General features: G+C 62.5%; 24 protein-coding genes. 15 read left to right on the top strand and 9 right to left on the bottom strand.

The genetic code is table 11. From position 1 onward, the window contains the following. Window positions 1-44: 44 nt before the first annotated feature. The 7 genes from G8767_RS26315 to G8767_RS26285 all read left to right on the top strand — a co-directional run bounded on the left by G8767_RS26315 (window position 45) and on the right by G8767_RS26285 (window position 7,141). The gene (locus G8767_RS26315) at window positions 45-1,556 is read left to right on the top strand and encodes a Na+/H+ antiporter NhaC family protein (protein WP_206029809.1); all 1,512 of its coding nucleotides are present in this window, start codon (window positions 45-47) and stop codon (window positions 1,554-1,556) included. Window positions 1,557-1,620: 64 nt separating this feature from the next. Beyond that, the gene (locus tag G8767_RS26310) at window positions 1,621-2,553 is read left to right on the top strand and encodes a dihydrodipicolinate synthase family protein (RefSeq protein ID WP_124568110.1); all 933 of its coding nucleotides are present in this window, start codon (window positions 1,621-1,623) and stop codon (window positions 2,551-2,553) included. Further along, on the top strand, window positions 2,550-3,755 hold the full coding sequence (locus tag G8767_RS26305) for an FAD-binding oxidoreductase (protein ID WP_095972784.1): 1,206 nt from the start codon (window positions 2,550-2,552) through the stop codon (window positions 3,753-3,755). The genes G8767_RS26310 and G8767_RS26305 overlap by 4 nt, the downstream gene beginning before the upstream one ends. Further along, window positions 3,745-4,029, top strand: coding sequence for a (2Fe-2S)-binding protein (locus tag G8767_RS26300; protein ID WP_095972785.1), 285 nt, complete (start codon window positions 3,745-3,747; stop codon window positions 4,027-4,029). The genes G8767_RS26305 and G8767_RS26300 overlap by 11 nt, the downstream gene beginning before the upstream one ends. Continuing rightward, window positions 4,030-5,463, top strand: coding sequence for an NAD(P)/FAD-dependent oxidoreductase (locus G8767_RS26295; RefSeq protein WP_166812706.1), 1,434 nt, complete (start codon window positions 4,030-4,032; stop codon window positions 5,461-5,463). Window positions 5,464-5,614: 151 nt separating this feature from the next. Continuing rightward, entirely contained in the window at window positions 5,615-6,319 is a 705-nt protein-coding gene (locus tag G8767_RS26290; RefSeq protein WP_124568106.1) for a FadR/GntR family transcriptional regulator, read from the top strand. Between the two features lie 15 nt (window positions 6,320-6,334). Then, the gene (locus tag G8767_RS26285; RefSeq protein ID WP_124568105.1) at window positions 6,335-7,141 is read left to right on the top strand and encodes an ATP-binding cassette domain-containing protein; all 807 of its coding nucleotides are present in this window, start codon (window positions 6,335-6,337) and stop codon (window positions 7,139-7,141) included. Between the two features lie 12 nt (window positions 7,142-7,153). Here G8767_RS26285 and soxR read toward each other — a convergent pair whose 3' ends face one another. After that, window positions 7,154-7,594: a redox-sensitive transcriptional activator SoxR gene (gene soxR / locus G8767_RS26280; protein ID WP_060937845.1), complete on the bottom strand. Its 441-nt coding sequence runs from the start codon at window positions 7,592-7,594 to the stop codon at window positions 7,154-7,156. A 63-nt stretch (window positions 7,595-7,657) separates the two neighbouring features. Here soxR and G8767_RS26275 point away from each other — a divergent pair, with 63 nt between their 5' ends. Both G8767_RS26275 and G8767_RS26270 read left to right on the top strand, forming a co-directional pair. Next, complete coding sequence (locus tag G8767_RS26275) at window positions 7,658-9,109, top strand: MFS transporter (RefSeq protein ID WP_166812704.1); 1,452 nt, start codon at window positions 7,658-7,660, stop codon at window positions 9,107-9,109. Between the two features lie 32 nt (window positions 9,110-9,141). After that, window positions 9,142-9,345, top strand: coding sequence for a DNA-binding protein (locus tag G8767_RS26270; RefSeq protein ID WP_095972789.1), 204 nt, complete (start codon window positions 9,142-9,144; stop codon window positions 9,343-9,345). A 9-nt stretch (window positions 9,346-9,354) separates the two neighbouring features. Here the strand turns inward: G8767_RS26270 and G8767_RS26265 are convergent, their stop codons facing one another. The 3 genes from G8767_RS26265 to G8767_RS26255 all read right to left on the bottom strand — a co-directional run bounded on the left by G8767_RS26265 (window position 9,355) and on the right by G8767_RS26255 (window position 12,798). Beyond that, window positions 9,355-10,506 carry a GGDEF domain-containing protein gene (locus tag G8767_RS26265; RefSeq protein ID WP_346843043.1) on the bottom strand — a complete coding sequence of 384 codons (1,152 nt, stop codon included), beginning with the start codon at window positions 10,504-10,506 and terminating at the stop codon, window positions 9,355-9,357. Between the two features lie 178 nt (window positions 10,507-10,684). Beyond that, window positions 10,685-11,824: a serine hydrolase domain-containing protein gene (locus G8767_RS26260; RefSeq protein WP_166812702.1), complete on the bottom strand. Its 1,140-nt coding sequence runs from the start codon at window positions 11,822-11,824 to the stop codon at window positions 10,685-10,687. 104 nt (window positions 11,825-11,928) lie between these two features. Next, window positions 11,929-12,798 (bottom strand): oxygenase MpaB family protein, encoded by an 870-nt coding sequence (locus G8767_RS26255; protein ID WP_166812788.1) that lies wholly within the window; start codon window positions 12,796-12,798, stop codon window positions 11,929-11,931. Window positions 12,799-12,914: 116 nt separating this feature from the next. Between G8767_RS26255 and G8767_RS26250 the strand changes: the two genes are divergently transcribed. Continuing rightward, window positions 12,915-13,547, top strand: coding sequence for a TetR family transcriptional regulator (locus G8767_RS26250; protein ID WP_235170517.1), 633 nt, complete (start codon window positions 12,915-12,917; stop codon window positions 13,545-13,547). Window positions 13,548-13,549: 2 nt separating this feature from the next. Here the strand turns inward: G8767_RS26250 and G8767_RS26245 are convergent, their stop codons facing one another. Together G8767_RS26245 and G8767_RS26240 are read right to left on the bottom strand one after the other, a co-directional pair. Next, entirely contained in the window at window positions 13,550-14,242 is a 693-nt protein-coding gene (locus tag G8767_RS26245) for a GntR family transcriptional regulator (RefSeq protein WP_124568099.1), read from the bottom strand. A gap of 9 nt (window positions 14,243-14,251) precedes the next feature. Next, window positions 14,252-15,394 (bottom strand): acyl-CoA dehydrogenase family protein, encoded by a 1,143-nt coding sequence (locus tag G8767_RS26240; protein ID WP_166812700.1) that lies wholly within the window; start codon window positions 15,392-15,394, stop codon window positions 14,252-14,254. Between the two features lie 127 nt (window positions 15,395-15,521). Between G8767_RS26240 and G8767_RS26235 the strand changes: the two genes are divergently transcribed. Beyond that, window positions 15,522-17,042, top strand: a complete 1,521-nt coding sequence (locus G8767_RS26235; RefSeq protein ID WP_166812698.1) for an aldehyde dehydrogenase family protein — start codon at window positions 15,522-15,524, stop codon at window positions 17,040-17,042. A gap of 20 nt (window positions 17,043-17,062) precedes the next feature. Here G8767_RS26235 and sfnG read toward each other — a convergent pair whose 3' ends face one another. Further along, window positions 17,063-18,187, bottom strand: coding sequence for a dimethylsulfone monooxygenase SfnG (gene sfnG / locus G8767_RS26230; RefSeq protein ID WP_095972840.1), 1,125 nt, complete (start codon window positions 18,185-18,187; stop codon window positions 17,063-17,065). Between the two features lie 98 nt (window positions 18,188-18,285). On the opposite strand from sfnG, the gene G8767_RS26225 reads away from it, so the two are divergent. Continuing rightward, window positions 18,286-19,506 carry an SfnB family sulfur acquisition oxidoreductase gene (locus G8767_RS26225; RefSeq protein WP_166812696.1) on the top strand — a complete coding sequence of 407 codons (1,221 nt, stop codon included), beginning with the start codon at window positions 18,286-18,288 and terminating at the stop codon, window positions 19,504-19,506. A gap of 6 nt (window positions 19,507-19,512) precedes the next feature. On the opposite strand, the gene G8767_RS26220 is transcribed toward G8767_RS26225, so the two are convergent. Further along, window positions 19,513-20,175, bottom strand: coding sequence for a TetR/AcrR family transcriptional regulator (locus G8767_RS26220; RefSeq protein WP_124568095.1), 663 nt, complete (start codon window positions 20,173-20,175; stop codon window positions 19,513-19,515). Between the two features lie 119 nt (window positions 20,176-20,294). On the opposite strand from G8767_RS26220, the gene G8767_RS26215 reads away from it, so the two are divergent. Next, window positions 20,295-21,689: an MFS transporter gene (locus G8767_RS26215; RefSeq protein WP_095972797.1), complete on the top strand. Its 1,395-nt coding sequence runs from the start codon at window positions 20,295-20,297 to the stop codon at window positions 21,687-21,689. A gap of 6 nt (window positions 21,690-21,695) precedes the next feature. After that, window positions 21,696-22,691, top strand: coding sequence for an ABC transporter substrate-binding protein (locus G8767_RS26210; RefSeq protein WP_095972798.1), 996 nt, complete (start codon window positions 21,696-21,698; stop codon window positions 22,689-22,691). Here G8767_RS26210 and G8767_RS26205 read toward each other — a convergent pair. Next, window positions 22,678-23,505, bottom strand: a complete 828-nt coding sequence (locus G8767_RS26205; RefSeq protein ID WP_166812694.1) for an AraC family transcriptional regulator — start codon at window positions 23,503-23,505, stop codon at window positions 22,678-22,680. The two genes, G8767_RS26210 and G8767_RS26205, sit on opposite strands and share 14 nt — an antisense overlap. A 140-nt stretch (window positions 23,506-23,645) precedes the next feature. Between G8767_RS26205 and G8767_RS26200 the strand changes: the two genes are divergently transcribed. Beyond that, window positions 23,646-24,314 carry a DsbA family protein gene (locus tag G8767_RS26200; RefSeq protein WP_166812692.1) on the top strand — a complete coding sequence of 223 codons (669 nt, stop codon included), beginning with the start codon at window positions 23,646-23,648 and terminating at the stop codon, window positions 24,312-24,314. Window positions 24,315-24,363 lie beyond the last annotated feature (49 nt).

The following is a 24,363-nucleotide window of genomic DNA, read 5'->3' as shown; positions in this document are numbered from 1 at the left end:
TGATCTCTGTCCTATTTGTACATTTATTTGCACACTCCAGCGTCATGCAAGATCCAGTCGGCGAAGCCGCGACGAGAGGGAACCTCATGGAGAACGACACCCGCCTGCAATTCCGAGGAGGCTGGATGATGGCGTTCGTTCCCATCGTCGCCTTCCTCGCGTTCTGCGTCCTGTTCTTCGTCGTGTTCAAAGCATTCGACATGACAGCCTTGGCGATGGGTGGGTTTGTCTCTCTTCTGATCGGCGCCCTGTTCGCGAAGCCGTACGGCAGCTATTGGGACGCCGTCATGAAGGGCGTCGGCAGCCCGACATCGGTGTCGATCGTGCTCATCCTCTTCACCGTCGGCATGATGTCCTCCCTGATCAAGGCCACCAACGTCTCGGGTGGCTTCGTCTGGATCGCCGACACTCTCGGCATCGGCGGGGGAACGTTCACGCTGTTTGCATTCATCTCCGTCGGCATCATCTCCATGTCGACGGGATCCTCGATCGGCACCATGTTCACGGCGTTCCCGATCTTCTACCCGGCCGGCGTGCTTCTGGGCGCGGACCCCGCCATCCTGGCCGGCGCAATCGTTTCGGGCGCAATCTTCGGCGACAACATCGCGCCGATCTCCGACACGACGATCATTTCGGCGTCGACGCAGCGATTCCGCCGCAAGGAAGGGTCGGCCGACATCGGCGGAGTTGTCGCCAGCCGCGCGCGCTTCGCATTGACAGCCGCGGCTCTGAGCGCCGTAGGCTTTCTCGTTCTCGCCTCGGTCAACAAGCACGACTCCGCGGACGGCGCCGAGGAACTGCTGGAGAGCACCATGTCAGTGAAGTCGCTGGTCATGCTCATTCCGGTCGCAATAATGTTGGTCGTCGCGCTGCGAACGAGAAACATTTTCAAAGCGGTCACCGTCGGGCTCATCACCGGCATCCTCACCGGGTTGGCCGCCGGCCTCATCGTTCCCACCGACATCGTCGGTGTAACCGACGGTGTACCGACCGGCTTCCTCGCCGCCGGAGTGACGAACATGCTGGGCACCGTGGCCCTCGTCTTCGCGGTCTTCGGAATCATGGGAGTTCTCACTGAAGCCGGAGTACTGGAACGTCTTGTCGAAGCAATCAGCCGCGGCCGGTTGTCCGACACCCCACGCGGAGCGGAAATCGCTATCGGCCTGGGAGTCTCGGTCACGACGCTTCTGTTCGGCGGCGTCAATTCCGCTGCGATGCTGACCTTCGGCCCGGTCGCCGACGAGATCGGTTCCCGTGTCGGGTTGCACCCGTACCGCAGGGCTGTCGTCATGGATTGCTTCGCGATGGGTATCGCCTGCATCGTGCCGGTCCTGAGTGCGTACCTGTTCATCGGTGCACTTCTCACCAGTGGATACGACACTGCACCGGCGCTGTCCACCACACAGATATTCCTGGCGATGCTCTATCCCCTGGTGATGACCGTCGTCATGTTCGTCGCCGTTGGAACCGGCTGGCACCGCCGCTTCGAGGGCGCGGACGGTGTCGCCGTCAAGGATCCCGACCACGCGTACCTCGCCGCCAACCAAGTCGCGTGACGCACGATCGAACACCAGATCAGTTTCCACACAATATATTTCGCTCCGATGCCGAAGGTCGGTCATGAACAGAAACACAGTCGGCTGGACCGGCTACATTCCCGCGATCACCACTCCTTTCACCCGAGAAGGCGCCCTCGATCTCGACGGGTTCGGCGAGCAGATGGGGTGGCTCACTCAACAGAGAATGCACGGCGTGATCCTGGCCGGCACCAGTGGCGAATGGTTTTCGATGAACGCCGACGAGCGTAGGCAACTCTTCGTCGAGGGTGGCAGACATCGCAGCGACAACCTCGTCGTCATCGGTGCCTGCAACGCTTTCACCCAGCAGGAAGCGATAGTGCACGCCCGCGCCGCCGAGGACGCAGGTCTGGACGGAATCCTCGTCACCCCGCCCCCTTACGTGGTGCCGAACCGTCGCGAGATCGTGAAGTTCTACACCGACATCTCCGATGCCACGGATCTGCCGATCTGCGTGTACAACTGGCCGCGTGGATGCATCGTCGATCTCGACACCGATATCCTCACCGAACTGGCCGAGATCGAGAATGTCGTGGCGATCAAGAACTCGACGGGCAACTTCGCAGGCTTTCTCGCCGGCATGTACGCACTCGAAGATTCCGTCAGGTACTTCGGGATGCCGACAAGTGCACTCGGCGCGGATCTCGCTCTTCTCGGTCACGGTGACGGGCTGATGGGGTCCGGTGGCGTGCTCGGATCCGATCACCCCGACTTCTGGCGTGCCATCGCCGATGGTGACCGCGAACGAGCACTCGAGTTGGGTGCGCGTGATCGCGTAGTCATGGAAAGCTGGTTCACCCCGGACTACGGCGTCCAGTTCGGTAACCAGCAGGCCATCATGAAGACCGCATTGCGTCTGCAGGGCATACCAGCCGGCTACGTCCGTGATCCCCTACTCGAACTGACGGCGGAGGAAGTCAAGATCATCGCCACCACTCTGGAATCTCTGGACATCGAGACGACACCGTTGCCGTGAAAAGCTCATTCGATGTCGTGATCGTCGGCGGCGGTCTTCTCGGTTGTGCGGTGGCGTGGATGCTCGCCCGAGAAGGCGCCGACGTCCTGCTCGTCGAACGCGACCAGGTCAACCAGCACGCTTCCGGGCAGAATGCGGGCAGTCTCCACTTCCAACTCGAGTATCGGATGATCGAAAAGGGAATCGAGGCAGCCAAACAAGCTGCCGAAGCCATGCCCCTCCACCTCGAGGCTGCGCGCTTGTGGGCAGGACTCGCAGAAGAAGTCGGCGAGCCTCTCGGGGTGGTGCAGCGCGGTGGACTGATGCTCGCCGAGAACGCCGCCCAGGCCTCGTTGCTCGAGACCAAGGCCGAGATCGAGCGATCCTGGGGACTCGACGTCGACGTACTCGACGGCAACGAGGTGCGCACCATCGCACCGTACCTGTCGGAATCCGTTGTGGCAGCGTCGTACTGCCCTATCGAAGGCAAGGCAGATACTCGCACCGCCGGCCCCACCATGGCAAGGGCAGCAATCCGTCTGGGCGCGACCGTGCGTACCCGGACCGCAGTCACCGATCTTCGCCGCAACGGCTCGTCCTGGTCGGTGACGCTGACGGACCGGAACAGTGGGGAGAGCCCTCGGGCGCAGACAGTCACGGCGGAGTCGGTCATCTTGACCGCCGGTGTGTGGACGACAGAACTGGGCAACATGCTCGGTGGCTATCTGCCCACCATCCCTTTGGCCTTGACCATGACGGTCACTGCGAAGACCGAGAAGTTCATTCCCCACCTCGTCCAGCACGCGGGTGCCCGGCTCTCGCTCAAGCAGTCCCTCGACGGCAACGTGTTGATCGGCGGGGGTTGGCCGGCACGACTGGTCACCCATGCCGACGGCACTCCGGACTTCTCGGTTCGTCCGGAGCTGCTTCGTGCCTCCGTTGCCGGAAACGCCAGAGCTGCAACGGCAGTCGTTCCACGCGTCGGCCCACTACCGGCTCTGCGTACCTGGGTGGGCACCACGACGGTCACACCGGATCAGCTGCCCCTGGTCGGTCCCGTTCCCGGCGCGCCCGGAGCATTCGTCGCGACAGGCGGATCTGCCTTCACTCTCGGGCCGAGCTTCGCCCAGGTACTCGCAGAACTGGCGCTCGGGCGAAAGCCCGGAATCGACCTCACGCCATACGATCCGAGTCGATACGAAAGGGGAGTCGGTGTCTCCTAGCCGAAAGCTGCCAACCCGACGAGGGAAAGACCTCGACATCACTTTCGACGGCCGAGTCGTGCCCTGCCACGAAGGTGACACAGTCGCCGCCGCGCTTCTTGTCGCCGGAATCCACGAATTCGGCACCACCAGGGACGGGGACCCGCGGCAGCCGTTCTGCAACATGGGGACGTGCTTCGACTGCGCGGTCACCATCGACGGTCGCCCTCTGATTCGCGCCTGCATCACGCCGGTCCGCAACGGGATGGACGTCACCTCCACGAAGGGATATTGAATGTACGACCTCGCCGTGATCGGTGCCGGACCTGCAGGCATGGCCGCAGCCCTGGCGGCTGCCGACGCAGGATTGAATGTCGTCGTCGTGGACGAACAAATCCGCGCGGGTGGTCAGATATTTCGTCAGCCACCAGTCGAATTTCCGGATGCGGCACTGAAACCCACCGCGGGGTACGGCTGGGCGATCGAACTCTTGGAGCGCTTCGAAAACCACGAAGACATCGAACACCTGACCTCCACAACGGCATACGGAATTCTTCGCGACCGTGACAACGACGAGATCTCGTTGAAACTCGCAGTTTCCGGCCCAACGGTCAGCGGCGTGATCTCCGCGCGACGCCTCCTGATCGCCACCGGTGCCTACGATCTGCCGGTCACCTTCCCTGGCTGGACGTTGCCCGGCGTCATGACCGCAGGCGCTGTGCAAAGCCTTCTCAAGAGTCAGCATGTCCTTGCCGGGGAGGATCTTGTACTCGCCGGATCACACCCGCTGCTCGTCGTCGTGGCCGACCAACTTGTCGCCAAGGGTGCTCGCGTCTCCGAACTCGCATTCGCGCGGGGAATTCCCGGCCCACGTGAACTTGTCGCTGCCCGCCGCGCGATTCCCGGTCACACCGATCTCCTCGCCGAATCCGCGCTGGCTGTAGCACGACTCGTCTCACGCGGTGTCAAGGTCAGCACCCGAACGATAGTCACCGGAGCCTTCGGTGACCGAGCGGTCGAATCGGTCGAACTTGCGCGAGTGGACCGAGATTGGAAGGTCTCGAACCGTCGACGTCGTCGTGAGGCGTCGACGCTCGTACTCGGATACGGATTCTCACCGTCGACCGAACTCGCCAGACAAGCAGACTGCCGCATGGTCTGGAGTTCACCCAAGGGCGGTTGGGTTGTCGCACACGACGAGCGGATGGAGAGCAGCGCTCCCGGAATTTTTGTCGCCGGTGAGCCGACCGGCGTTGCCGGAGCAGACCAAGCCCGTGCCGAGGGGCACCTCGCTGGACTGTCGATCGCGCGTGAACTGTCAGCCCCTCGCACACCATCGGGCGCAACATTCGCCGCAGCCGACAAGGGCATCACCCGGGCGGAGCACTTCTCCACCGTCGTCCAGACGATGTTCGAACCGAAACGCGAGGCCCTGGCGACGCTCGCCACGCCCGACACCATCATCTGCCGCTGCGAACTCGTCACACGCACATCGGTGGATGCGACGCTGGACGACAACCCGTTCGTGTCCACCGCCAGCGCAGTCAAGCTGCAATGCCGAAGTGGCATGGGACCATGCCAGGGACGCTACTGCGAGGGCACGATCGGCGCGCTCGTCGCGAACGCCCGCGGGACGAGTCTGGCCGAGGCCGGGCACTTCACCGCGCATCTCCCTGTGAAACCTGTTCCGGTCGAAGCGCTTACAAGGCTGGACCAACTCGACTCCTGACAACCGTCGAACGGCCCTCTCTTGTCCGACACGGAGCATGACGCCACGCGCGCGTGCAATCGCATCGGTCGACTTCCGACACACCGTCAACCCGAGTCCTCAGACGTCTGACGAGTTGCTACCCTGTCGGTACCCCCACGAGAGGCAAACCGTGTCCGACGACCACACAGGATTCACCCTTCGCAGTGGTCCGCTGGTACCGCAACTCGAACAGTTGCTGCGCGGGCGAATCATGCAAGGAACGTGGGCGCCGTCCGAGCGCATACCGAGCGAGGCGGCCCTCGCCGTCGAACTCGGCGTCGGGCGTTCCTCGATTCGCGAGGCCATCCGCCTCCTCGCTCGCGACGGACTACTCGAAGTCCGACACGGCGTCGGAACCTTCGTGGCTGCCGCGTCCGAACTCGAGCACGTCGACGAATTCACCAAACTTCTTCGACGCTCGCGGATCCTCGAGGTCTTCGAAGTGCGGCGCGCACTCGAGATCGAGGCCGCCAGGCTGGCCGCGGAGCGGGTACAACCCGAGGATCTCGACGGCCTACGGCGGCGACTGACCATGCGACACAGTCATTTCGAGGGTGATGTCGAGAAGTTCGTGGACGTCGATCTCGATTTTCACACCGAGGTCGTTCGGCTGTCGGGAAACGCAGTGCTGCTCTCGCTCTTCACGTCGGTGCGTCCACTCCTTCGTGAATCCCTCGTCGAGATGATGGCCCACGAGGCCGGCGTCCCCGACACCTCACATGCCCATGATCAGTTGGTCGAAGCACTTCAAGATGCCGACCCCGAAGCCGCGGTAGCGGCAACACGAGCGAACATCGACACCGTCCTACGGCGGTTGCGTGTGCTCGACGCCTAAGAGAGGTTAGTTCTCGTGCAACACCCCACCGGCACAGTTCTGTCGACCGAACACGTGGATCTCGTCCGCGACGGCCGATACTTGTTGAAAGACATCAACATTTCGATCGAACCCGGACAACACTGGGTCCTCCTCGGCGCGAACGGCGCAGGCAAGAGCACCCTCCTGAGCCTGCTCGGAGCAACCGCCCACCCGACTCGCGGTTCCGTCTACGTCCTCGGACACAAGCTGGGCCGAGTCGACATGAGGGAACTGCGGATGGACATCGGGCACGTGAACCCGCGTCACACGATCGGAATTCCGATCACCGTCCGCAACGTCGTGATCACCGGCCTCACCAACACCACCGAGGTGATGCCCCGGTGGTCACCGACTCCGGAACAAGAGGCTCACGCCGACGCACTGATCGATCTCCTGGGGATGAGACCGCGCTCGGACGCGCTGTGGCCCAACCTGTCCCAGGGCGAACGAGGACGAGCCCTGATCGCCCGCGCGCTCATGGTCGAACCACGCCTGCTCCTGCTCGACGAGCCGGCGACCGGGCTGGATCTGGCTGCGCGCGAACAACTCTTGACGGCTTTGGACGACCTCCGCAATCAGAACCCGTCACTTGCCAGCATTCTGGTGACGCATCACATCGAAGAGATTCCGAGCACCACCACGCACGCTCTGCTGATCAAGGATGGAGTCGTGACCGCCAGCGGGCTCGCCGAGAATGTGATCACCACCCAGAACATCAGCGAGTGCTTCTCGCATCCCATCGAGATCGAGCGTCGCGGCGGTCGGTGGAATGCACAATCCAGACCGCGCGAAAGAGTCTGACCGACAGGATTTTCAGAGGCGTCTGGCGCCGGGCCCCTCCCGGCCCAGTTCGTCTCCCGGGTTGAGCAGGTTGCAGGTCTTGAGTGACAGACACCCGCAGCCGATGCACCCCGTCAGTTCGTCCTGCATCCGGGCGATGGCCTGCTTACGATCCTCGAGTCGCCGATTCCACTCCGTCGAAATCTTGCGCCAGTCCTTCTTCGTCGGGGTCCGCCCCTGCGGCAACGACCCGAACACTTCGGCAACTTCGGCCAGAGGTATCCCGAACCGGACTGCCAACTGGATGAGCGACACCCGCCGGATCGAGTGCCGCGGGAACTTCCTCATATTTCCCGCCGTCCGCTCCGCAGGAACCAAACCGAGTGTTTCGTAATAGCGCACCGCCGACACGGCGACGCCGGTTCGCGCCGATACCTCACCGATCGAGAGAAGTTCGTCACTCTTACGGATCATTCTGCCTCCCAATGGCTGCGCGACATTGACCTGAAGCGCACTTGAGATTCTACCTTCGACAACATGCACTCCCCCACCGATGCTCCCGCCGGAACCTGGCGGCAGCTCCTGAGCGGTCGATACCTCGGCACCGCAACCGTCCTCGCAGGCGGAGTCGCGCTGTACGCGACCAACGTCTACCTGACGACCAGCCTGCTTCCGACTGCCATCGACGACATCGGCGGTCAGCAGTATTACGCCTGGACCGCGACGGTCTTCCTGATCGCTTCCGTCATCTCTTCGATGCTGGTCACCAACGTCCTCGCCGCCAGAGGCCCGCGCGGGGCATACCTGATCGGCCTCGCGATCTTTGCACTCGGCACCGTCGTCTGTGCGGTCAGCCCGACCATGGAATTGCTGTTGGTCGGCCGCACGATCCAGGGTTCGGGAGGTGGCCTGCTGGCTGGTCTCGGCTACGCCGTCATCAATGCCGCGCTCCCCAGACATCTGTGGACCCGCGGGGCCGCGCTGGTCTCGGCGATGTGGGGAGTCGGCACCTTCGCCGGGCCCGCCATCGGCGGAGTGTTTGCTCAATTCGGCGCCTGGCGGTGGGCTTTCGGCGTTCTGGTCATCGCGACGATCGCAGTCGCAGCTCTCGTTCCCGGTGCTCTGCCCGCGCACGAACCGGGCAGCACCACCAGCAGTCCGGTGCCGGTCCTCTCACTGGCACTGCTGACTGCGGCGGCTTTGTTGGTCAGCGTGGCGGGGATCCTGTCCAATATCGCGGTGACTGCAGCGATGGTTCTCGCCGCTGTGCTGCTACTGGTCGCTTTTGTCGCAGCAGACCACCGCTCGCGCCACGGCGTACTACCACCGTCGACGTTCAACGCGTCATCCCTCAAGTGGGTGTACCTGACAATCGTGGTCCTCGCGGTCGCGTCGACCGTCGAGACGTTCATCCCCCTCTTCGGCCAACGACTTGCCGGGATGGCGCCGCTCGCAGCCGGATTCCTCGGCGCCGCACTGGCTCTGGGCTGGACTCTCGGCGAGATCCCGAGCGCCTCGGCGACGGCCCCTCGAATGGTGCGGCGAATCGTTGTCAGCGGTCCGATCCTCGTCGCGATCGGTTTGGGCATCATGGCGGCATTCCTCACCGAACATGCCGGCGCCGGTGCGATCGTCGCGTGGGTGATCGGACTGTTGGTCGCCGGCGTCGGAATCGGCATCGCCTGGCCTCACCTTGCAGTCGGTGCGATGACGTCGGTAACCGATCCCGGCGAAGGGGCGCGTGCCTCGGCTGCCATCAACACCGTGCAGCTGATCGCCAATGCCTTCGGCGCAGCCCTGGCCGGAGTTCTGGTGAACATCGGAGAACCGTCGACGCTACGTTCTGCGCAGCTGCTTCTCGTCACATTCGCCGCGATAGCGATCGTCGGCATTGCCGTAGCAGTCCGCGCACTTCCGCGACGGCTCGACAAGATCGACCGATCCGAAAGCGCACTCGACCGACCCGACATCGTTCACGACACTCGCTAGACTGTGGAAAACCCCACACGAGGAGTTGACCAGTGACAGAACCAGATCCGGACACCGACTTCCCGAAAACAGGGGCTCCCGCGCAGCGCGCGCTGATCGGGGCGGGTTACACCCGACTCGCACAGCTGACGTCCGTATCCGAGAAAGAACTGGGCGCTTTGCACGGGATGGGGCCGAAGGCACTGAGGATTCTGCGTGAAGCACTCGCCGAACGCGGTCTGAGCTTCGCCGACTGAGATCTCACATCAGACCAGGCTCGCGCGAACCTGGTTGCCGCCTTCCCGCTTTGCTTCGTACATCGCCGAATCCGCAACACGGAAGAGTTCGGCGAAAGCATCGTCCACCGACTCGTCCGGATGCCGTGGCGCGGTCCGGACCGCCATTCCGACGCTGGCACTCGTCCGCGGATCGTCGGTTGCTCCGTCCATGGCCGAGCGGATCTGTCCTTCCAGCCTGGCGATCGCATTGACGGGCACGCGCTCCACCACGACGAACTCGTCGCCTCCCATCCTGGCCGTCAGCGCGGATGTGGTTGTCCACAGACGAATACGCAGTGCAGTTCGCATGATCGTGCTGTCTCCCACGTCGTGGCCGTGAACGTCGTTGATCGTCTTGAATCGGTCGAGGTCGATCACCACCACGAGCAGCGCGTCGGACTCGGTGATCGGAGCATCCATGAGGTCGTTCACCCGACGCGCCAGTCCGCGACGATTGAGCAGTCCGGTCAACGGGTCGATGTCGGAGGTGGTGGCATCCGAACCGAGGACCGCCAGAACGATTTGTGACACAACGGGAATCACGATGATGGTGGCCATCACGACCGCGATTTTCGCCAACCCCAAGCCGACGTCCGCTGCTGGCCCGAACAACAAAGTCCACCCCGAAAGCACCGTGACCATCGAGGCGAAGACCAGGTGACCGACTTGGAGTTTCGGATTGTGAAAGAACGCAATATAGCCGCCGATCGACGCAAACACGACACACGCGATCAGTCGGCCCAGCGGTTCCGAATCGGTTGCCGCTGCTGCCGCAATCGCGATGTCGGAACCCACGACGAAGGTGTACGACCACAGCGGCGTCGGCGGGAACACCCACCAGACAAGAGCCGCGCCGAGGCACAACACGATGACCGTCAGATTGACCGCCCGCCAGAGCGTCCCTTGCGGACCGACGTCACTGAATCGGGCCGACAGCAACACCAATCCCATCCAGAACGCCGTTCCGCCGACCAACACCCGGCAGGCAGTGAAGAAACCGCGATCTTCGAGATAGCGACTGAACGTGTGAAACTGGTCGGGCGTCTGCCACCAGCGTCCGACGACTTCGATCAAACCACTCATCGACGAACCGCCGAGACGCTTGTGCAACCTTTCGGCACACTTCGACGTTGCGGACACGCTGATTTCCCCCCGGAGCACACTGGCATATCCGGCAGCATAGTCAGCTCGGGTCGGGCAAACCAACCGTTCTGCCGGATTACCGAGGACGCTTAACCGAACACCGGTGAGCTATTACTCGGCAAGGATTCGAGTAACGCCGACGCCTCTGTTCCGTCGATCAACACTGCACGTCCGATCATCTCAGAGCGCTGTAGGCAGCCGATACGTACTGCGCCGATCGTTCCGAACCGAGCAGGCCCGGCCCCATCTTGTTCATCACGTAGGAGAAGGTCATGCGCTTGTCGGTGTCGATGATGATCTGCGACCCACCCCAACCGCCCCAGAAACAGATTCGTCCCTCCGGAATGAACGGCACGGACTCGGGCGTCGGCAGGCCGAATCCGACGCCGAAACGGACCGGCACACCCAGGACGAGGTCGACCCCGTACGACTGCTCCTCGAAGATCTTGTCGATCGTTTCCTCCGACAACAGACGGACGTCACCGACCTTGCCGCCGCACGCGATCACCGATTGAATACGTGCGAGCGCCCTCGCATTCGAATGTCCGTTGGCCGCACCGATCTCGGCAGCGCGCCACCCGTCGGTCCACGAACCTGTTGCATCGGCCGGCGGCGCAGTGAACGTCTTCACCATGATGTTGTCCATCCCGAGTGCCGCGACGTCGATCGGCAACGGCGGGGGCGCAATGACATTCGAGACTCGGCCGTACTCCGACTTCGGCAGCCCCAGGCGGAAATCTGCATCGAGCGGACCCGCGATCTCCTCGCCGATGAAGCGGCCGAGGGTTCGCCCGTCGATGCGCCTGACGACCTCGCCGATCAGGTGGCCGTAGTTGAGAGCGTGATATCCGGACGCGGTTCCCGGTTCCCACCAGGGAGCCTGAGTGGCCAACCGGGCGGTGGCATATTCGTCGTCGCAGATGTTCTCCAAGGTGAACGGTTGATCCCACCCCGACACACCCGACGTATGCGACAACAGTTGCCGGACCTGGATGCGGTCTTTCCCGGCTGCTGCGAACTCGGGCCAGTACTGCGCGACGGGGGCATCCAGATCGAGCAACCCACGGTCGACGAGCATGAGCGCGGCCATTGCGGTCACGGTCTTGCTGCAGGACCAGACGTTGGTGACGGTGTCGCGGGCCCACGGTGCAGTGTGTTCGGCGTCGATCCACCCGCCCCACATGTCGACGACGGGTTCGCCGTCGATCGTCAGTGCGATCGCCGCCCCGACATCCTCGCCGGAATCGAGATTGCGTGCCAGCGCCTCCTTCAAGCCAGAGAACCGCTGGTCACATACGCCTTCGATGTTCGCCACTGACAGCCTCCACAGGAATGATGAAACTTGACGTCAACTTCAACTAAGTTGAGTATGTGTCCGATTTACCTGTGGTGTCAATCACTTCAAGTTCGAGAGTCGGCTCAGACCAACGGGATTCCCTTGGCAATGCGCCGACGTAGATCCCAGAGGTAGAAGTTGTAGGGGAACATCCGCAGAATCTTCGGGCTGAACCGATTGACCAGCGCAGCGACACGCATGGATCGGTCGAAATTACGCTGCCGACGCGCTGACCACGGGAGCCGCATTTCGTCACGGAAGGTCTGGGGCAGGAACCCGGTGGTGACAAACCGATTGAGTGGGCCGACCACCGGATGCAACAACTTCGGCGTGAAGGTCGCCGACGCGATCCCGTACAGATGCTCACGAATCGTCTCGTCGATCGCCACCTTGTCGAGGTTCTCGTTCCAGTAGACCTCGAACGCATCCCGGTCCGCCGGCCACATGTCGCGTCGCATCTGGAGGGTCGTGCCGAACGTGGCGCTTCGCTGATAGAACGCATCCTGAGTAACTGGATCGAGATCCCCGTACAAGATTGTGTAGACATCCTCGAAGCCTCGATACAGACAGGCGGCTACCCACAACTGAAGTTCCGGATCGAACGCGTTGTACTCGACCGCACTGTTCTCATCGGAGCGAACGTGTTTGTGCGAGCCGTTGACGGCACGTCGGTACAGCTTCTTCTCTTCGTCAGTCGCCAGGCTCGCGACTGCGAGATAGGTCAACGTCGTCCGGGTTCGCTTCACCGGATGCCGATCCAGCCGTCCGGTCTCGACCTTGCTCTCGTACACGCCGTACCCCACCGCCGGACGCGCCAACTGCATGATGACGTTCGCGCCGGCAGCCAACAGTCCGAGCCCGGACATCGCCCTCTCGACCTCGGCGTCGATGTCGACCTCTCGATTGCCGACCGCTCGACTGCCATCCGCCACCGTCTCCCCGCGCCCGTCCATCGAATCCCTACTCACCGTCATGGCAGAACCCCTTCGAAGTCATATCTGCGAACGCACGTTCTCAGATGAGTGAAACGCTGAAATGCCGAGATGTCAAGCAATCTCGGGATGCCAAGATGGTCTTCATGAATGACCAACCGCGTTCGTACGGTGGCGTCGACGGCGCGCTCCGCGTAGCCCAACGACGAGAGACGCTGATCGAGGCCGGTCTGGAACTCATGGGTTCGACCGAGCCCGAACTGACGGTCCGCGGGGTGTGCAAGAAGGCCGGTGTCGCGGCGAGGTACTTCTACGAGAGCTTCACCGATCGTGATGCTCTGATGTCGGCCGTCTACGACACCGTCATCACGGACATCGCCGTTTCGACCCAGGCCGCGGTGGACGCCGCCGAGACCGAGCGCGGCAAGGCCCTCGCCGGAATCGCGAACATCGTCCGCACTATCGCGAACGATCCCCGTCGCGGACGTCTACTGTTCTCCAGCGCCCTGACGAGCCCTGTCCTGGCCGAGAAACGACGAGCGTCGACGACGATTTTCATCGGTCTCCTGGCCGCCAACGCCAAGACCTTCTACCGTTTGGATGACAGCGGCCACCTGACGCTGACGGCAACCTTCCTGGTCGGCGGCCTGGCGCAGACCCTCAGTGCATGGCTCGACGGCTACATCGACGTGACGGAAGAAGAACTGGTCGCCGAATGCGCAGCGATCCTGCTCGCTCCCGCCCTACCTCCGTCTCGAGAGCCTGACTGAATTCAGTCCCAGATCCCGATGTTGTCGAGGTGAGCGAGAAGTCGAGCAGCGCCGTCGGAGAACTGCAGACTCATCTGCGCGTCCACCTGTTCTCGATCGTGCTTCTCGAACGCCTCGATCAACGCGTCGTGGCTCGACACCGCAAGCTCACCCCAGCCTGGATCCGTCGCGTAGAGACGAGCAGGGGTGTACCGAATCGCGCCGAACAGGAACCACGCCAGTTTCGCACCACCCGCAGCGCGATTGATCAGGCGATGGAACTCGAATTCGCACTGCTCGATCGCAGCAGCATCCGAGGCGTCGACCGCCGCTCGCAAATCGGCATTGAGTTCCGTGAGTTCCACCAGTTGATCAGCAGTGATGCTGTCCATCGCCCGCAAAGCCAGCTTGACCGCGATCTGCCCCTGCAACCAGAAGATGTCTTCGATGTCCTGGCGACTCAGCGGCGAAACGAGATAGCCGCGATGTGGAACCAACTCGACCATCCCCTCGCCGCGTAATGCGACGAGGGCTTCTCGCACCGGCGTGACGCTGACCCCGAGGTCGGCCGCGGTTTCGTCCAGCCTGACGAACTCGCCCGGACGGACCGAGCCGGACATGATCAGGTTGCGAACGTGGTTGGCCACGTCCTCCGACAACTGTGGCCGCCTCCTCAGCTCAGATGTCGCCCTCCGAGTGCGTGCAGACGTTGCCACAACCGATCCTCACAGTCCGTACGTTTTGCCGATGATGTCTCGCTGAATCTCGTTGGTACCACCATAAATGGAGGACACAAGAGTCTTTCGCACATGATGCTCCATGTCGAACTCAGTGGCGTAACCGTACCCACCCATCATCTGCATGCCTTCGAGCGCGACCTTCTTGGCGGTCTCGGTCAGCTTGAGCTTGGCCATCGATGCTTCCCTCGGGAACATCTTGGTCGGGTCGGCGTCGACCATGCGGGCAACGCTGTAGACCAGTAGACGGCCACATTCGATCTCGGTGGCGAGATCCGCGATCCGGTGGCGAAGTGCCTGAAACGATCCGACCGGACGGCCGAACTGCTTACGCGTAGTGACGAATTCGAGGGTGTCGTCGAAGGCCCGCTGCGCGGTCCCGAGCATCATCGCGGCAAGGATGAGGCGTTCGATGTTGAGCCCGGCCATGAGCTGACGCCAGCCGTTGCCGACGTCCCCGACCACCGCGTCCTCGGGCAGGAACGTGTCGGTGAAGTAGAGATCGTTGACCTCCTTGCCGCCCATGGTGTCGATTCCGCTGATCTTCAATCCGGAGATGTCGGCCGGGACGTGGAACATCGTCAGGCCCTCGTGCTTGCCCTCGCCCTTTGATGTACGAGCCACGAGGAGGATGTTCTCGGCGAAGTGAGCGTTGGAGCACCACGTCTTCTGTCCGTTGATCAGCCACCCACCGTCGACCTTCTCGGCGCGGCAACTCAGGTTGCCCACGTCGGAGCCCGCTTCGGGTTCGGACATCGAGATCGACTGCGAAGCGCCACGGACGATCCCGCCGAGCACTGCTTCCTTTTGCGCCGGACTACCGAACTTCTCGTACGCGGCTCCCGTGATGACGGTCGGGCCGAGTCCACCGATCGGCGCCATCCCCTTGGCTGCTTCCTCCAGGAAGATGCACAGGTCAACCGTGCTTCCGGCCGATCCGCCGTACTCCTCCGGGACAGTCAGTCCGAGCCATCCCAATTCCGCCATCTTCTCGTAGAACGCCTGGTTGTGATTGTGGGCGCCATGATCGGTCAGCAGATCTCGCTGCTCACGAGTGCCACTTTCCTTCTTACAGAACGCCGCTACCGATTTGGCGAAATCAGACTGCTCCTGCGTGAAATCCATGTACATCGAAAACTCCCGAGTGAGATGAGGCTGGAGGCTTGTCGGAGCTCCGTCCGACGCATACTGTGACTACCAGCACAGTAAATCACATCACATATATGTGATGCACCGACATGTGGAGGATCTGAAGAACATGACAGAACAGCTCGGCCGCCAGAGCACGTCTACAGATCTGAAATCGGACGATCACACCTTCGCGAGCCTCGACCCTCGCAACGACTCCGTGGTCGCGCAGCACCCCATCGCCGATCAGCAGGCGATCGAGAAGGCGGTCGCCGCGGCGCGAACCGCGTCGAAGTGGTGGGATCAACTCGGATTCCAAGGGCGCCGGAAGGTGCTCGGCAATTTCCGCGCCGCGATCGCCACCCACGCCGAATCGATGGCAGCGATCATTTCCGCCGAGACGGGAAAGCCCAGCGACGACGCACTACTCGAAGTCATGCTGGCCGTCGAACACCTCGACTGGGCGGCACGCAACGCCCAGAAAGTGTTGCGCCGCAGACGCGTCGGCGCAGGACTGATCAGCGCCAACCAGTCTGCATCGGTCGGCTACCGGCCGATGGGTGTCGTCGGCGTGATCGGCCCCTGGAACTATCCGCTGTACACACCGATGGGGTCGATCGGCTACGCATTGGCCGCCGGTAATGCCGTCGTCTTCAAACCGAGCGAACTCTCACCAGGTGTCGGCGTCGAATTGGCGCGGTTGTGGAACATCGCCGCACCCGGACACCCTGTCCTGCAGACCATTACCGGTGACGGCAAAACCGGCGCACTTCTGTGTTCGTCCGGTGTCGACAAGATCGCATTCACCGGTTCGACCGCTACCGCGAAGCGCGTGATGGCAGCCTGCGCGGACACCCTCACTCCTCTGGTCGCCGAATGTGGCGGCAAGGACGCCATGCTGGTGGACTCCGACGCCAACCTCGATGCGGCCGTGAGCTTCGCCGCGTTCGGAGCAGTGGGCAACGGCGGACAGACCTGCGCCGGCGTCGAGCGAATCTACGTCGCAGCGCCCGTGTACGACGCCTTCCTGTCCAAACTCACAACCGCGTTACGGGACGCCCACGCCGGTGCCACCGACAGCTCGACCTACGGGCCGATGACGCTGGGAAAGCAAACCGCGATAGTTCGGGGCCAGATCGAAGACGCTCTCGGTCGCGGCGCGAAAGCTGTACTCGGCGGACTTGATTCGTTCAACGACCCGTTCATCGATCCGATCATCCTGACGGATGTTCCGGAGGATTCCACCGCGATCACCGAGGAAACGTTCGGCCCGAGCGTCGTGGTGAACAAGGTGGCCGACATGAACGAGGGGATCGAGCGCGCCAACGCTTCGAAGTACGGCTTGGGCGCCTCGGTGTTCACCAAGAGTTCGTCGAAGGGGCGAGCGATTGCCGAGAAGCTCGAATGTGGTGTAGTCACGGTCAATTCGGTTCTCGGATTCGCCGGAATCGCCGCCCTGCCATTCGGCGGGGTCGGCGATTCCGGATTCGGTCGAATCCACGGAGCCGACGGACTGCGTGAGTTCAGCAGCGTGAAATCACTGGCCGTTCAGAAGTTCAGCGCTCCGCTGGACCTGCTGACCATCGAGCGAAAAGCTCGGGACATGAAGATCTCTCGTTGGATGCTGGCGAAGCGCCACGCAAAGTCCTGAATCACCAGCGCCCGCGGTGATCAGCCGGCGGTGACGAGCGCCTGCTCGTCGCTGTCGGCTGCTTCGAGTTCGCGAACCAGCGGGAGCACCTTGGCCCCGAAGTACTCGATCTCTTCCTGGAAGTGCAGGAATCCGCCGAGAATCAGATCGACACCGCGGCGGCGATATTCGACGATCCGATGGGCGATCTGTTCCGGCGTGCCGATCAGTTGTGAGCGGAAGCCGTCGTTGTACTGAACCAAGTCCTCGAATGTCGAATCCGCCCACATCCCGTCCTTGGACGCGGTCGACGCGCCGGCTTGTTGGACTGCATTCTTGAATCCCTCGACTGCAGGACGGTTCGCCTTGGCGATGATCTCGCGCAGCGTGTCTTTCGCCTCGGCCTCGGTATCGCGGGCGATGATGAACCCGTTGAGCCCGAACTTGACCTCCCGATCGTTCTCACGAGCAACACGGCGGACGTCGACCAACTGTTCGGTGACTCCGTCGTAGTCCTTGCCGTTACTGAAGTACCAATCCGAATAGCGACCGGCGTTCTCACGGGCAGCCGCCGAGTTACCACCCTGGAACAGTTCGGGATTGGGGCGCTCCGGAGTGTTCAGCGGCTTCGGCTTCAACGTGAAGTCGTGAATGCGGTAGAAGTCACCGCGGAAATCGACGTCGTCCTCGGTCCAGATCTTACGAAGAACCTGAAGGAACTCGGCGCTGCGACGATAGCGCTCGTCGTGCTCGAGCCACGGCTCGCCGAGATGGGTGAACTCGTCCTTGAACCAACCGCTGACGACGTTGACGGCAAATCGTCCATTCGACAGGTGGTCAGCGGTAGCGCCCAGTTTCGCCAACACGGCCGGCTGCCAGAGTCCGGGGTGCACCGCGGCGATGACCTTGAGCTTCTCGGTGGCCAAGAGCAGCGCAAGACTGAAGCTCGTGGATTCGTGCTGGAACTCGGCCCCATAGCTCGCCTCGTAGCGAACCTGACTCAGGGCGTACTCGAAGCCGTTGTTCTCCGCGGTCTGCGCCAGCTTCTTGTTGTACTCGTAGTCCCAGCTGGTCCGCTGCTCGATGTCGGAGGTGACCAGACCACCACTGACATTGGGCACCCAGTAGGCGAACTTGATCTCGTCGGCGATACGTTCAGTAGACATGAAACCCAGCAAACATGCAGTTCCCAGGGGTTTCCAGGGTAGCGATCACACAGGTTGTAAGTGTTGGGTGGGTGCTGCGACTGTGAAACGGTGGCAGCATGACTGCTGTGGACATTCAGGAGATCGCGCACCGCATCACCAGCGAAGACGAGGCACTCTCGGTAGCGTCGCAGCTGTCCGCCGAGTTCGCGGCAGGCGCCGGTGTCCGCGATGCGCAGCGCCTCCTTCCCGAAGACGAGGTCCGCACCCTGGCGCAGTCCGGCCTGCTCGGACTATCCGTGCCGACGGAGTTCGGCGGCATCGACGCGAGCACCGAGACGTTGGCCGAGGTCTTCCGTTTGCTCGCCGAAGGCGATCCCAGCATCGCGCAGATTCCGCACAGCCACTTCACTTTCCTGGAAGCGCTCCGGTACCAGGGGTCGAACGAGCAGAAACAGTTCTTCTACGCCAAGGCGTTGTCGGGTAAGCAGTTCGCCAACGCGCAGAGCGAACGCGGCAACAAGACCATCGACATCGACGGCACCACCCTGACCCCCGACGGGGACGACTTCGTGCTCGAAGGTCGCAAGTTCTATTGCACAGGAGCACTTTTCGCGGACTGGATCGTCGTGCGCGCGGCTAATGCCGATCAGTTCACGGAGACCGGCGCTCAAGTGAAGTCTGCGGTCTACCTGCCCCGGAATACTCCCGGACTGTCGATCGTCGACGACTGGGACGGCATGGGGCAGAAGACAACTGCAAGCGGAACCGTGACCCTCGAATCCGTGTCGGTGCCGCGGTTCAATGTCGTCCCCTTCACGTCACTGTTCGCTCACCCAACCACCTACGGGGCACAGGCCCAGATTCTGCACGCCGCGATCGACACCGGCATTGCATCAGCTGCGCTGCGTGAATCCGTAGAACTCGCCGCAAAAGCGCGTCCGTTCTTCGAGGCGAAAGTCGATACAGCAGTGGAGGATCCACTGCTCGTTCAACTCGCCGGCGAAGCAGCCATCGAGGTTCGCGCTGCCCGATCCCTCTTGGCGGAAGCGGCGCGATCGATCGACGTGGCGAGGCGAGATCCCACCGAGGACTCCACGGCCCGAGCATCCATCGACGCTGCAACTGCCAAGGTGGTCGGAGCGCGAGCGTCGTTGGCGGCTACGAGCACCCTGTTCGAGATCGGTGGCACCAGAAGCGCGGGTGAATCAGCGAACCTCTCGCGATTCTGGCGTGACGCACGCACGCACACCCTGCACGATCCGACGAGGTGGAAGGTCCAACATATCGGCCGCTGGACGCTGTCGGGCACGGTCCCACCGAGGCACGGACTGCTGTAAGCCCACTCAGTCGGAATTCACGTACCCGCTGATCAAGACTTCGAGACCTTCCAGGTAACTCTCGGTCGTCGTCCCTCCCGGCCAGTCCTCGAGCACCTCACTGAGTACCGGCAGCTTCTCGGGCCCGATTTCTCGGATCTTGACCGCGAGAGGTGACACACTGCCTTCCGGTCGCGCGGCGGTGTCGTAGATGTTGAGCAGTGCGCCGAGTGTGTAGTTCCACAGCGCTCGATAGACCAGCAGAGCGCGACGGGGCGACATGCCGAGTTCGACACACGCGGCCATGGCCCGGTCAACCAAAACCACGGCACCGCTCCCACCACGCCCACCGCGCTGAAGCAGCTCGATGATCCAACGCTCCGATGCGAGTGTTTCGAAGATCGCGGTGAAGATCGTGCGAAGTCGCTCGACCTGATCCTGGGGCAGGACCAGAGAGCCGAGGTCTTGTGAGTACACGTCGAGAACCGCGCTGATCAGCTGTTCCTTGTCGCCCACGTGCCGGTACAGCGCCATCGGCGTGGTGCCGAGCGACTTCGCCAGCGCTCGCATGCTCAGCGCGTCGGCGCCGCCGGACTGAAGTTGCCGTTTCGCTTCTTCGACTATCTGCTCCGACGTGATAGTCGGGGGACGTCCGAGCCGCGGGGATCTCGGTTCCATCTTTTCGGCCATTCGTCGATTGTGCGCGTTCCCGCTACGACGCTCTCCCCCGGGGAACCCCTTGCATCTCGATCGTCAGCAAGGTAAACCTAACTACTTATGAGAACGCGTATACAAATTAGGTACCTGCAATGACAACAACAACGAGGGCGGTAGCCGCGCCTGCTCTGGTCCTCACCGCCGCCGCGGCAGCGCAGTTCCTGGTGGCCTTCGACATGTCGGTCATCAACGTCGCATTGCCGGACATCCAGGAATCGCTGAACTTCTCCGACGCCGGGTTGTCCTGGGTCGTCAACGCGTACGCCCTGGCCTTCGGCGGGCTGCTGCTTCTCGGCGGCCGTCTGTGCGACGTGATGGGCACTCGTCGCGTTCTGGTTTCCGGGCTGCTGCTGTTTGCGCTCGTCAGCATCATCGGGACTTTCTCGGGGTCCGCCGAAATGCTTGTCGGAGCTCGGGCGCTTCAAGGCGTCGGTGCCGCGATGATCGCACCGGCCGGGCTCGCCGCCCTCAGTCAGGCCTTTCCCACCGGACGTGCCAGGGCCAAGGCATTCGGCATCGGCGCAATGTCGTCAGCACTCGGCGGCGCACTGGGCGTCGTTCTGAGTGGCATTTTGACCGAAGGACTCAGTTGGCGATGGGTGATGTTCGCCGGCGCACCGGTGGCACTGATCGCCGCAGTTGCCGGTGCCCGTGGCCTGCCGGCCGGCCAGGCCGCCAGAGGCGGCTCCCTCGATCTCCCCGGCGCCATCTTGGCGACGGCCGGAATCACCGCCCTTGTCGGCACCGTCATCGCCACTGAATCACATTCCTGGACTTCGAGTTACGTGCTGGGCGGATTCGCGCTCACGATCGCTCTGCTGACTGCCTTCGTTGTGGTCGAAAGCCGCTGCGCCACACCACTGGTACGACTGTCCACCCTGCTTCGCCCCCGAATCGGTCTGGCCAACGCCATCATGTGCCTGGTGTGTGCGGCACAATTCAGCGCGTTTTTCTTCGTCTCACTCTTCCTACAACGTGGACTGGGCTATTCACCGACCACCACCGGTCTGGCTTTCCTGCCCTTCTGTTTCGGCCTGGTGATCGGCATCCTCGCTTCCACCAAACTCCTTCCGCGCTACGGAGTCCGGCCACTGCTCGTCGTCGGAACAGCAGTCGCAGCAGTCGGGACGTTCATCTTCTCGACCATGAACCTCGACAGTCCCTTCTGGGCCGTCATCCTGGTGCCTTCGCTTCTGGCAAGTATCGGCATCGGCCTGTCGTTCATGCCGCTCAGTAACGTCGCCACCGCCGACGCTCCTCCCGAAGAGGTCGGCATGGCATCAGGGCTACTGAGCACGTCGCGTCAGATCGGCGGTTCACTCGGACTGGCCGTTCTCGTGAGCGTCGCTGCTTCCTCGACGGCACGCTCGGGCAGTGCGCCGACCGAAGCACTGGTTTCCGGATACTCCCAAGCCCTTTTCGTCTGCTCCGGCCTCCTGCTGGCCGGCACCCTCCTGTCCTTCTTCTTCCCACGAATGGATCGTTGACCTCAGATGTTCACCACCCGAACCGCATTCGGCATCGTCTCGGCGCTTCTCCTCACCGTTGCCGGCGCCAGCGCGTGCAGCAGCTCCGCCGAGTCCGACGCCCCTTCCGCAACTCGCTCCGTCACACACGAACTCGGCACCGTCGAGGTCCCCGCATCACCGCAGCGCATTCTCGCTCTCGACGAGTATGCAGGCCTGAGTGCACTCGCACTCGGCGTGAAGCCCACCGTCGTCTACAGCACCCTGCGATCGGACGTCGCCAAATCGATTCTGCGCGAGCAGGGCGTCGAAGTTCTCGACAAACCGACCTTCTTCGCCAACCCGGCCGTCGAGGAGATCGCGTCGGTCGAGCCCGACGAGATCTTGATGAGCAATGCCGGTCCACTGCCGAGTCTGTTCGCTCAGATCAACGCCGTGGCACCAACCCTCGTCCTCCCCTACTCGGCACCGTGGCGCGACGTGCTCGAACAAGCTGGGGCACAGCTCGATCGAGGCAGCGAAGCAACCGCCATGATCGGAAAGCTGGAATCCGGTCTCGACGACGTCAAGACCGCGGCGGGAGGCCAGAGCCTTGCGATACTGCTCGGCTACAGCGGGAACCTGTTCACCGTGCCACCGACCACTCCCATCTCCACCCTCGTCACCGAGGCAGGATTCACCAGGCCCGTATCGGAAGTCAACGCCACCAACAATCAAGACACCGGCACGATTTCACCCGTCTCACCGGAACTCCTGCCCGAGCATGCGGCGCAGACCGTCGCCGTACTTTCCGGGCAGCAGTACGACGCGTCCGTCGTGCGAAACACTCCGCTGTTCGACAACCTGACACCCGATTCTGCGCACGCTCTGGACGTCAGCGGTGATCTCTGGTTCGGCAGCCATCCCTTCGCCATCTACTGGATCATCCAGGATCTGGACGGCATCGCACACGGCAAGGGGCAGAGCGGAATCGGAACGCTCGACAGCGCCGACGCGCGATGGGCGGCGTTCAGCGCGCTCTGACGTCCTGACGGAAGGTCAGCGGAGAAACACCCACCCGGGTGGCGAAGAATTTGGTGAAGTTCGCAGAATCGTCGAACCCCAGCTTCGACGCCACCTGGGTGACCGTGTCCGTACCGAAAGACAGTAATCGTTTCGCTTCGAGCACCACTCGCTGATCGATGTACTGCTTCGCGGTCATCCCGGCAGCGGATCGGGTAGCTCGTAATACGGTCTTCTCGGAGTACCCGATCGTGTTGGCGTACTCCGAAACCGAACGTACCGTGGCGAAGTCACGTTCGACAGCGGCATGAAACCTTTCGAACACGTCATTGTGTGCCAGCACCGAACTCTGCTCCTGCCCGCCGAGATGGGTCAGTTTCAACAGAATTGCCGTCAGCGTGTGCCGCAGAATCGCCGCGCGAACGGCCGGCGCGGAAGTATCCGGACACGCGTAGTTCAGGTTCAGGTGTTTCATACCCGTGCTGATGGTCTCGAGGTTCTCGCCGGACAACTGCCACGCTGCCTGCCTACTACGAAAGTTTCCGTCCAACAACTGCTGGCTGACGGCATCGAGCGACGAGGGTGTGAACAGAACAACCATCGCCTCGAAATCCTGGATTCGCCCCCACTGTTGCACCTGCCCCGGTCTGACCCAGAACACAGTCCCCGGACTCACCGCGTAGTTCACGAAGTCGATGGTGTGTAGCGCCGAACCCTCGGTCACCAGCGCGAGCAAGTGAAACTGCGGACGTTGGGGGCCGACGAACTCTGCGCTTCCCCCATTGACGCGAATGGTGTCCAGGCTGAGAACTTCGATCTCGGTCGCATCCGCCACCGAAGATGCGTACCCGACGTCCCGGACGGGCACTTGTCTGTTTTTCACTAGTTCGGGACTCATCTTCACCGTGACCGAATACCCGAATGCGACATACCGTCAGAGTATCAATCAGTTCACGCTCGGATAGGAATCCTCCAGTGCAGACATCACGCTCGAGAACAGCAGGCAAGACGCAACTCACCTACGTCTTCGACGCCTATTGCGGGTGGTGTTTCGGCTTCGGTCCTGCTTTGACGGAGTTCGTCCGTCAAAATGCCGACGCCGTCGACGTGTCCGTGGTCAGCGGCGGACTGTTCACCGGTGAGCGCGTCGCACCCATGTCTTCGGCTCCGTACCTGAAAGCAGCCAACGCCGCCATCGCAGCCCAGACCGGCGCCGTCTTCGGTGACGGATATTCACAACTGGTGTCTGACGGACGGTTCGTCATGGATTCGACGGATGCTGCGATCGGACTCGCCGCGCTGCGCGCACAGGACCCGACACGCGCACTCGACGTCGCGGAGGCCATGCAGATCGCTTTCTACCGAGACGGCCACAGCCTCTCCGATCCCGAGACCTACCGAGCCATCGCGAAGTCACTCGGACTCGACCCGTCTGCCGCAATGTCCTCCCTGTTCACCCCCGCGTCGAAGGACGCCGCCCGCGCCGATTTCGTCCGTGCACGCACGCTCGGCGCCACGTCGTTTCCGACACTGTTGTTCCACGGAAGCGACGGGTCAGTCGTGAAGTTCGGTTCTCCGACCAGTACGGCGGCCGATCTCACCCGCGACCTGAACACGTGCGTGCGGGCGTATGCCGTGGCCTGATCCACTCACTTCCCGAGCGAAAGGTACGTTCAGCGCCGTCAGTGCGCCG

Origin of the sequence: Rhodococcus sp. IC4_135 (assembly GCF_011602025.1) — a bacterium.
GTDB classification, from domain to species: Bacteria; Actinomycetota; Actinomycetes; order Mycobacteriales; family Mycobacteriaceae; genus Rhodococcus_F; species Rhodococcus_F baikonurensis.
Note: the sequence above shows the minus strand (reverse complement) of the source record. Positions and strands in the feature narration are given on the sequence as shown.

What these genes read in the sequence shown, in the direction of transcription:
- G8767_RS26315 (WP_206029809.1), top strand. Translation starts at nt 45, where the DNA reads ATGCAAGATCCAGTCGGCGAAGCCGCGACGAGAGGGAACCTCATGGAG.
- G8767_RS26310 (WP_124568110.1), top strand. Translation starts at nt 1,621, where the DNA reads ATGAACAGAAACACAGTCGGCTGGACCGGCTACATTCCCGCGATCACC.
- G8767_RS26295 (WP_166812706.1), top strand. Translation starts at nt 4,030, where the DNA reads ATGTACGACCTCGCCGTGATCGGTGCCGGACCTGCAGGCATGGCCGCA.
- soxR (WP_060937845.1), bottom strand. Translation starts at nt 7,594, where the DNA reads ATGATCCGTAAGAGTGACGAACTTCTCTCGATCGGTGAGGTATCGGCG.
- G8767_RS26275 (WP_166812704.1), top strand. Translation starts at nt 7,658, where the DNA reads ATGCACTCCCCCACCGATGCTCCCGCCGGAACCTGGCGGCAGCTCCTG.
- G8767_RS26255 (WP_166812788.1), bottom strand. Translation starts at nt 12,798, where the DNA reads ATGGACGGGCGCGGGGAGACGGTGGCGGATGGCAGTCGAGCGGTCGGC.
- G8767_RS26250 (WP_235170517.1), top strand. Translation starts at nt 12,915, where the DNA reads ATGGTCTTCATGAATGACCAACCGCGTTCGTACGGTGGCGTCGACGGC.
- G8767_RS26240 (WP_166812700.1), bottom strand. Translation starts at nt 15,394, where the DNA reads ATGTACATGGATTTCACGCAGGAGCAGTCTGATTTCGCCAAATCGGTA.
- G8767_RS26235 (WP_166812698.1), top strand. Translation starts at nt 15,522, where the DNA reads ATGACAGAACAGCTCGGCCGCCAGAGCACGTCTACAGATCTGAAATCG.
- sfnG (WP_095972840.1), bottom strand. Translation starts at nt 18,187, where the DNA reads ATGTCTACTGAACGTATCGCCGACGAGATCAAGTTCGCCTACTGGGTG.
- G8767_RS26225 (WP_166812696.1), top strand. Translation starts at nt 18,286, where the DNA reads ATGACTGCTGTGGACATTCAGGAGATCGCGCACCGCATCACCAGCGAA.
- G8767_RS26220 (WP_124568095.1), bottom strand. Translation starts at nt 20,175, where the DNA reads ATGGCCGAAAAGATGGAACCGAGATCCCCGCGGCTCGGACGTCCCCCG.
- G8767_RS26215 (WP_095972797.1), top strand. Translation starts at nt 20,295, where the DNA reads ATGACAACAACAACGAGGGCGGTAGCCGCGCCTGCTCTGGTCCTCACC.
- G8767_RS26210 (WP_095972798.1), top strand. Translation starts at nt 21,696, where the DNA reads ATGTTCACCACCCGAACCGCATTCGGCATCGTCTCGGCGCTTCTCCTC.